Here is a 9005-nt window from a genome sequence, read left to right on the forward strand (position 1 = left end):
GATCTTCGCACACCCCTGACAGCTTTGAGCGGATATATGCAGTTCCTGGACCGGGAAGAAGTATCGCCGGAAGTCAGAGAAGCGCTTGATATTATGAAAAATCGGATCAGGGCAATGACGAAGCTGACAGAAGAGCTGTTTCAGTACTCGGTGATCGTTTCTGCTGAAAAATATCAGGAGAGGGAGAAAGTAGACATCGGAGAAGTGCTGGCTGAAAGCCTGGCGGGATTTTATGCAGTCTTAAAGGAAAAAGAGATAGAACCTTTCATAAGCATGCCGGAAGAAGCGGTCGTTAAGATAGCCAACCGGGATGCCCTTCTTCGTGTTTTCGGGAATATTATTAATAATGCAGTAAAATACAGCGACGGAGATCTTCGGATCGTCCTGCACAAGGACGGGAACCTGCAATTTGCAAATCATGCTTCGAAGCTTGATGAAGTGGAGGCGGGCAAGCTGTTTGAGCGGTTTTATACGGTGGAAAACGGCCGGGAATCCACCGGCCTTGGTCTTTCCATTGCAAAAACATTGTGCGAGCGTATGGGGATTTCCATTCATGCCAAAAAAGAAAAGGAATGGTTTATCATAGAAATGGAGTGGCGTATATTTGGGTTGAAAACCGGGGAATAATAGAGTATAATATCTTTTAGGAAACCTGGGATGCACGATAATTCCTGTAATTTTGAACCTACAAAACTTTAAACGGGACTCTTATTATCTCTGTAATATGTCATGCCCCCATTTTAGGAGGGGAAGGCAGAAAAGCAGATGCGGACACCCACCTGGCTGCGGCTAGGAGTCAAAATACAGGAACCGGCATTTTGGGGATGTACAAAAGATAAAGGGCAGCAGCGCATATGCGGCTGCCTTTTTTCATACATTTAGAGAAAAGAAACGGACAAGAGGGAACAGATTGAAAAGAAAAGTTTATGGAAGATATATCATTGCCATTTTTATATGGATACTGCTAGTGACAGGAATGGTAAGAATCCTTTCCGATCAGAAAGGGGGAGCCGGAGGAAGCAAAACAGAAAGTGAACTTGCTCTGGAAAATGAGGAGAAAAATCAGACGGTTTCAGGGGGCGATACTATCAGAGTCCTTATTATGACAGACGGGTATCAGTCGGAAATCCATTCAGAAGTGCGGGTTTCTTCTCCATATGGACTGCGGATCAGCTGCGGCGGAGAATCCATCGAATGGAACAAAGAGGAAGTTTGTCAGATTTTGCCGGATGATGCCAGATTTCAGAAGGGAAATATCAGAATTGAACCTTTGAACAAGGAGGGAAAAGTGACTTTAGAAAGTATATCCAGAGGATACGGTACGCCCTCCTATGATGGAATACTGGAACTTCGGGCGGTATCCGGCGGGATCGCAGTGATCAATGAACTTTCCATGGAGTCCTATCTGTGCGGAGTTGTTCCAAGTGAAATGCCGGCTTCCTATGAACTGGAAGCACTGAAAGCGCAGGCGGTATGTGCAAGAAGTTATGCAAGAAGACAGATGGAAAGTTACGGCTATCCGGAATATGAAGCCCATGTAAATGACAGTACGGATTTTCAGGTATATAATAACAGCCAGCCACAGGAAAGATCTTCCCAGGCGGTGCGTGAGACGGAAGGGGAAGTTGTAAAATATAAAGGGACAATTGCTACTACATATTACTATTCTACCTCCAGCGGGCAAACGACAAACATGGAGGCCTGGGGAAATGCGCCAGGCGAGGGGAACGGTTATCTTCAGAGCGTCTCGGTCTGCGATGACAGCGGGCAGGATTATGAGAAAAATCTGCCCTGGTATCGGTGGGAGGCTGTCATTCCCATTGATACGCTGTCACAGCTGATCTCGCAAAATACAGGGACAGATGTAGGAACCTTAAGTCAGGTGGAAGTGACAAAGAGAGGGGCTGGAGATGTAGCAGTGGAACTTACTGCTGTCGGTGACAAAAATACAGTGACAGTTCAGACGGAAAATAAAATCCGCAGTGCCCTTGGCGGAGGCGGATATCAGATTACGAAGAATGATGGTTCACAGAGTGAGGGCAGTGCATTATTGCCAAGCGCATTTTTTACTATTGAAAAACAGGACGGTGTCTTTGTTATTCGCGGAGGCGGATTCGGACATGGAATCGGAATGAGCCAGAATGGAGCGAATGAAATGGCGAAACAGGGGAAGAATTATCAGGAGATATTAAAGCTTTTCTATCAGGGGGTAGAAATAGAATAGCTTGAATAAAGTACGGACTGATGGTATGATTGCACTAGAAAAACGGCGGGGGAAAGAGATGTTAAAAAAGATTTTCCAGAAAGCAGCAACAGTATCCGAAGATGTGACAAAAGCGCATGTCGGCGCATATGCAGCGCAGTCAGCATATTTTTTCATGCTCTGTATGATCCCGATCATCCTTCTTTTACTGACTTTGGTGCAGTATACGCCTGTGACAAAAGCGGATGTGATGACGGCGGTAATGCAGGTGTTCCCTTCTTCTGTGGATTCGCTGATGATATCTATTGTCAATCAGGTTTATAATCAGTCCATGGGTATCATTCCTGTGACTATTATTGTGGCTCTGTGGTCGGCGGGGAAAGGCGTTCTGGCAATGACTTCCGGACTGAACTGTATCTATGAATGTCCGGAGACAAGAAGTTATATTTTCCTCCGAATCCGCTCTACTATTTATACAGTGCTTTTTATTATCGTAATTCTGCTGCTTCTGGTTGTGTCGGTTTTCGGTAATTCGCTTAATATTTTCATTTCTACTCATGCGGAATTTTTGGAACCTCTGGCAGACTGGATGATTGATAAGAGAGCGTTGATCACCCCGGTGGTTCTGATGGGATTTTCTCTTCTGATCTATAAATTCCTGCCCAACAGAAAGGACCGGTTTGTAAAGCAGCTTCCGGGCGCTGTATTTGCAGCAATCGGATGGATGGTGATTTCGTGGGTTTTCTCGGTATATGTAGATATTTTTCAGGGATTTTCCAGTATGTACGGAAGCCTGACTACGATCGTCCTTATTATGCTCTGGCTGTATTTCTGTATGTACAGTATTTTACTGGGAGGAGAATTTAATAAGCTTCTGGGAGATAAAATCTTCCAAAAGGCATAGGTTTTTTGCTTGACATCCGGGAAGCTTGTGTTACAATGGATAAAGTAATTCAAATTATAAAAGCTTTGACCGTGTAAGTAGTGACCCGTTTTCCGGCAGAGAGAGGAAATCAAAGGGCTGAAAGTTTCCTCAGGTTCAGACGGCGAATGAATTTCCCACGCGAGCTGCATGTCTGAACAGGATGGCTTTTGGGGCCTGTAAGAAGTAGGATGTGCCGTTCATGCACGTTACGCATATATGAGAGTCTGCCGGCAAAAGCTGTGCAGGAATCAGGGTGGTACCGCGGGTTAGCCTCGTCCCTTTTGAGGGAGGAGGTTTTTTTGTTGTGCGAAAGCTTTATTTCCTCTGTAAAAACAGGACTCCCTCTATATAAAATCTGATATTTTATTATTTTTTATCATGAAAAGGAGAAGAAGGATGAAAGAGAAATTACAAAGCATCAAAGAAGAAGCCATTCGTCAGATTGAAGCTTCCGACATGCCGGAAAAGCTCAATGAGGTGCGTGTACGTTTCCTTGGAAAAAAAGGAGAGTTGACGGCAGTTCTTAAGAGTATGAAGGATGTTGCTCCGGAAGAAAGACCAAAAGTAGGACAGCTTGTAAATGAGACAAGAGCTTCTATTGAAGAACTCTTGGAAGAAACCAAGCAGAAAATGGAAAGAAAGATCCGGGAAGAAAAGTTGAGCCAGGAGGTGATTGACGTCACACTTCCGGCTAAGAAAAATATGGTGGGACACCGTCATCCAAATACAACGGTCCTGGAAGAAGTAGAACGTATTTTCATCGGAATGGGATATGAAGTTGTAGAAGGACCGGAAGTAGAGTATGACCTGTACAATTTCGAGAAACTGAACATTCCGGCAGACCATCCGGCAAAAGACGAGCAGGATACATTCTATATAAATAAGGACATTGTCCTTCGTACCCAGACGTCTCCGGTTCAGGCGCGCGTCATGGAAGAAGGCAAGCTGCCGATCCGTATGATCGCTCCCGGAAGAGCATTCCGTTCTGATGAGGTGGATGCAACACATTCTCCGTCCTTCCACCAGATTGAAGGTCTCGTAGTAGACAAAAACATTTCTTTTGCTGATCTCAAGGGAACGTTGGAGGTGTTTGCCAAGGAATTGTTCGGACCTGAGATAAAAACAAAATTCAGACCGCATCATTTCCCGTTCACAGAACCCAGCGCTGAGGTAGACGTTACCTGCTTTAAATGCGGCGGAAAAGGCTGCCGTTTCTGTAAAGGATCCGGCTGGATCGAGATTTTAGGATGCGGTATGGTACATCCTCATGTACTGGAAATGTGCGGCATTGATCCGGAAGAGTATACAGGATTTGCATTCGGAGTAGGACTGGAGCGAATCACGCTTCTGAAGTACGAGATCGACGATATGAGGCTGCTGTATGAGAATGATATCCGGTTTTTGAAACAGTTTTAGTCGGTTTTACACAGGGTATATATCAATTTTACACAGGGTATATATTAATTCGACACGTAGTAAACTTAAAGTTTGTTACGTCCCCTGTCAAAAAAATAACGAAAAGGAGAACACAATGAATACATCATTATCATGGATAAAAGCGTATGTTCCGGATCTTGACGTTACCGCACAGGAGTACACAGATGCGATGACACTTTCCGGAACAAAGGTAGAAGGATATGAAATCATGGATGCGGACCTGGACAAAATTGTGATCGGGCAGATCGATAAGATTGAGAAGCATCCGGATGCAGACAAACTGATCATCTGTCAGGTGAATATCGGTACAGAAACCATCCAGATCGTAACCGGTGCGCCGAATGTAAAAGAAGGAGATAAGGTTCCGGTGGTACTGGCCGGCGGATGCGTGGCAGGAGGCCATGAACCGGGCAGCCGCGTAGCAGGAGGAATTAAGATCAAGAAAGGAAAGCTCCGCGGAGTGGAAAGTGATGGAATGATGTGCTCCATCGAAGAGCTTGGTTCCAGTAAGGATATGTATCCGAATGCTCCCGAGAGCGGAATTTATATTATGCCGGAAGATGCCGAAGTGGGAGCAGATGCAGTGAAAGCACTGGGCCTTGATGATGTGGCGTTTGAATATGAGATCACTTCAAACCGAGTAGACTGCTTCAGCGTAGTGGGCATTGCCCGGGAAGCGGCAGCTACCTTCCGCAAAGAGTTCCATCCGCCGGTTGTCACTCCTACCGGAAACAGCGAGGATGTGAATGACTATATTAAAGTGACGGTTAAGGATGAAGAACTCTGCCCGAGATACTGTGCAAGAGTGGTGAAAAATATCAAGATCGGTCCTTCACCGGAATGGATGCAGAGAAGACTTGCATCTGTAGGAATCCGTCCTATCAATAATGTAGTTGATATCACAAACTATGTGATGGAGGAATACGGTCAGCCCATGCATGCTTATGATCTGGACACCATTGCAGGTCATGAGATTATTGTCAGAAGAGCAGAAAACGGAGAGAAATTTACCACTCTGGACGGCCAGGAAAGACAGCTGGATGATTCCATTTTGATGATCTGTGACGGAGAAAAATCCGTCGGTATTGCCGGAATCATGGGCGGCGAAAATTCCATGATCACAGACAATGTGCAGACCATGCTTTTTGAGGCTGCATGTTTCGATGGGACAAATATCCGTAAATCAAGCAAAAAAGTAGGGCTTCGTACGGATGCTTCCGGAAAATTTGAAAAGGGTCTTGATCCCAATAATGCACAGGCAGCTATCGACCGCGCCTGCCAGCTGGTGGAAGAACTGGGGGCCGGAGAAGTAGTGGGCGGCATGGTTGACGTCTATGGAACGAAGAGAGAGCCGGTGAGAGTTCCTTTTGATGCCGACGCTATCAATGAACTGCTTGGGACAGATATCCCGAAAGAAGACATGCTTTCCTATTTCAAGATGATCGATCTGGAGTATGACGAGAATACAAACGAAGTGATCGCTCCTACGTTCCGTCAGGATCTTTTGAGACTTGCAGATCTTGCGGAAGAAGTTGCGAGATTTTACGGATATGACAATATCCCGACTACACTTCCAAAAGGAGAGGCTACAACAGGAAAACTGTCCTTCAAGCTTCGGATTGAAGAAGTAGCCCGCAATATTGCAGAGTTCTGTGGCTTCAGCCAGGCTATGACTTATTCCTTTGAAAGTCCGAAGGTATTTGACAAGCTGCTGCTTCCGGAGGATTCAGAGCTTAGAAAAGCAGTGGAGATCATGAATCCCCTTGGCGAGGACTACAGCATTATGCGGACAACATCCTTAAATGGAATGCTTACTTCACTTGCTACTAATTACAACCGCAGAAATAAAAATGTGCGTCTCTATGAGCTGGGAAATATTTATCTTCCTAAAACTCTGCCGCTTACAGAGCTTCCGGAGGAGAGAATGCAGTTTACACTTGGAATGTATGGAAAAGGCGATTTCTTCCATATGAAAGGTGTTGTGGAAGAATTTTTTGAAAAGGCCGGACTGCACAAGAAAGAGATCTATCGTCCGGATTCCGGGAAACCGTATCTGCATCCGGGACGCCAGGCAAATATTGTGTATGACGGAGTGGTCGTAGGATATCTCGGCGAGGTACATCCGGATGTAGCTGACACATACGGAATCGGAGAGAGAGCCTACATTGCAGTCATTGATATGCCGGAGATCGTATCCCGTGCAGGCTTTGACCGGAAATATGAAGGAATTGCAAAATTCCCGGCTGTTACAAGAGACATCAGCATGGTTGTCCCAAAAGAGATCATGGTAGGACAGATTGAGGAAGTGATCGAACAAAAAGGCGGAAGCTATCTGGAAAGCTACAAGCTGTTTGACCTTTATGAGGGAGCACAGATCAAAGCGGGATATAAGTCTATTGCTTATTCTATCGTGTTCCGTGCAAAGGACAAGACGCTGGAGGATGCTGATGTGACAAAAGCAATGGGCCATATTCTGAAAGAGCTGGAGGGTATGGGCATTGAACTCCGGAAATAAAGGAGAAAGAAAAATGGAAATGAAACGACAGGATTTCAGCTTTGAGCTTCCACAGGAGCTGATCGCCCAGGATCCCTTAAAGGACCGGTCATCTTCCCGGCTTCTTGTCCTTGACAAGGAGACGGGGGAAGTGTCCCACCATGTATTCAGGGACATTATAGATTATCTGAATCCGGGGGACTGTCTGGTGATCAATGACACAAAAGTCATTCCCGCCCGCCTGATCGGATCCAAGGTAGGAACAGATGCAAAAATAGAGATCCTGCTGCTGAAACGGAAATCGGATCAGGTGTGGGAGACGCTGGTGAAGCCTGGGAAAAAGGCAAAGCCGGGAGCTAAGATCAGTTTTGGAGAAGGACTTCTTGTAGGGGAAGTCATTGATATTGTGGAAGAGGGGAACCGTCTGGTGAAATTCAGTTATGAAGGAATTTTTGAAGAAATTCTGGATCAGCTGGGCCAGATGCCTCTGCCGCCTTATATTACGCATCAGCTGGAAGATAAAAACCGCTATCAGACTGTATATGCAAAGAACAGCGGGTCAGCAGCAGCGCCTACAGCGGGGCTTCATTTCACCCCCGAACTTCTGGAACAGATCAAGGAGAAGGGGGTGGATGTTGCCAGCGTCACTCTCCATGTGGGGCTTGGCACTTTCCGCCCGGTAAAAGCGGAAAATATTCTGGATCATCACATGCATTCCGAATTTTATCGGATTGAAGAAGAAGAGGCTGCGAAGATCAACCGGGCAAAAGAAAAGGGAGGAAGGATCATCTGCGTGGGAACGACAAGCTGCAGAACAGTAGAGTCGGCGGCAGATGAAAATGGAAGAGTGAAGGCAGGAAGCGGATGGACGGATATTTTCATCTATCCGGGATACCGGTTTAAAATACTGGACTGCCTGATCACAAATTTCCATCTGCCGGAATCTACTCTGCTGATGCTGGTGTCAGCGTTAGCCGGGCGGGAACATATTTTGGCGGCATATGAAGAGGCTGTGAAGGAAAAATACAGATTCTTTTCCTTCGGGGATGCTATGTTCATTCAATAGGCCCTATATTCTTTGAAATCTTAGCTGTGAAGGGCTTGACGAACCATAGCAAAACCTTTAAAATATTATGTGCAAATTACTAGAAAGAAAAATTTTTTAGGAGGTCATTGGAACATGGCAACAAAATGGGTTTATATGTTCACAGAAGGTAACGCAACTATGAGAAACCTTCTGGGTGGCAAAGGTGCAAACCTGGCAGAGATGACAGGCCTTGGACTGCCGGTACCACAGGGATTTACGGTTACGACAGAGGCTTGTACTCAGTACTATGAAGATGGCAGAAAGATCAATGATGAAATCATGGGACAGATCATGGACGCTATGGCTAAACTGGAAGAGATCACAGGAAAGAAATTCGGGGACAAGCAGAATCCGCTTCTCGTTTCCGTGCGTTCCGGTGCAAGAGCTTCCATGCCAGGTATGATGGATACAATCCTGAACCTTGGTCTTAATGAGGAAGTTGTTGAGACTCTGGCAGAAGCTTCCGGCAATCCACGCTGGGCTTGGGACTGCTACAGAAGATTCATCCAGATGTATTCTGACGTCGTAATGGAAGTTGGAAAGAAATATTTTGAAGAGCTCATCGATAAGATGAAAGAAGAAAAAGGCGTAACTCAGGACGTAGAGCTGACAGCAGAGGATCTGAAGACTCTTGCAGGACAGTTCAAAGCTGAGTACAAAGAGAAGATCGGTTCAGATTTCCCGGCAGATGCAAAAGAGCAGCTGATGGGTGCTGTAAAAGCCGTGTTCCGTTCCTGGGACAACCCGAGAGCAAACGTATACCGTCGTGACAACGACATTCCGTACTCATGGGGAACAGCTGTCAACGTACAGATGATGGCATTCGGTAACATGGGTGATGACTGTGGTACAGGTGTTG

7 protein-coding genes, 1 other RNA gene and 1 other annotated feature are annotated in these 9005 nt (G+C 45.9%); all 8 genes read left to right on the forward strand.

Going from position 1 to position 9005, the window contains the following annotated elements; translation table 11 throughout:
• A partial coding sequence (locus tag WJ238_RS09360) for a sensor histidine kinase (protein ID WP_337606765.1) occupies positions 1–627 on the forward strand: 627 nt, incomplete at its 5' end.
• 19 nt (positions 628–646) lie between these two features.
• Positions 647–829: non-coding RNA, 6S RNA (gene ssrS, locus WJ238_RS09365), on the forward strand.
• Between the two features lie 81 nt (positions 830–910).
• Entirely contained in the window at positions 911–2224 is a 1314-nt protein-coding gene (locus tag WJ238_RS09370; RefSeq protein ID WP_337606766.1) for a SpoIID/LytB domain-containing protein, read from the forward strand.
• A 58-nt stretch (positions 2225–2282) separates the two neighbouring features.
• A complete protein-coding gene (locus WJ238_RS09375) occupies positions 2283–3107 on the forward strand; it encodes a YihY/virulence factor BrkB family protein (RefSeq protein WP_256193209.1) in 825 nt (274 codons plus the stop codon).
• Positions 3108–3163: 56 nt separating this feature from the next.
• Positions 3164–3411 (forward strand) — a binding site (T-box leader).
• 113 nt (positions 3412–3524) lie between these two features.
• Entirely contained in the window at positions 3525–4544 is a 1020-nt protein-coding gene (pheS, locus tag WJ238_RS09380) for a phenylalanine--tRNA ligase subunit alpha (RefSeq protein ID WP_316268336.1), read from the forward strand.
• 115 nt (positions 4545–4659) lie between these two features.
• A complete protein-coding gene (gene pheT / locus WJ238_RS09385) occupies positions 4660–7080 on the forward strand; it encodes a phenylalanine--tRNA ligase subunit beta (RefSeq protein WP_337606767.1) in 2421 nt (806 codons plus the stop codon).
• A gap of 19 nt (positions 7081–7099) precedes the next feature.
• Positions 7100–8125 (forward strand): tRNA preQ1(34) S-adenosylmethionine ribosyltransferase-isomerase QueA, encoded by a 1026-nt coding sequence (gene queA / locus WJ238_RS09390; protein ID WP_256193387.1) that lies wholly within the window; start codon positions 7100–7102, stop codon positions 8123–8125.
• A gap of 114 nt (positions 8126–8239) precedes the next feature.
• A partial coding sequence (locus tag WJ238_RS09395; RefSeq protein ID WP_337606769.1) for a PEP/pyruvate-binding domain-containing protein occupies positions 8240–9005 on the forward strand: 766 nt, incomplete at its 3' end.

The sequence above is a fragment of the Claveliimonas sp. genome (genome assembly GCF_037273965.1).
Taxonomy (GTDB): Bacteria; Bacillota; Clostridia; order Lachnospirales; family Lachnospiraceae; genus Claveliimonas; species Claveliimonas bilis.

Coding starts and splice junctions, on each gene's coding strand:
- WJ238_RS09375 (WP_256193209.1), top strand. CDS start 2,283: ATGTTAAAAAAGATTTTCCAGAAAGCAGCAACAGTATCCGAAGATGTG.
- pheT (WP_337606767.1), top strand. CDS start 4,660: ATGAATACATCATTATCATGGATAAAAGCGTATGTTCCGGATCTTGAC.
- queA (WP_256193387.1), top strand. CDS start 7,100: ATGAAACGACAGGATTTCAGCTTTGAGCTTCCACAGGAGCTGATCGCC.
- pheS (WP_316268336.1), top strand. CDS start 3,525: ATGAAAGAGAAATTACAAAGCATCAAAGAAGAAGCCATTCGTCAGATT.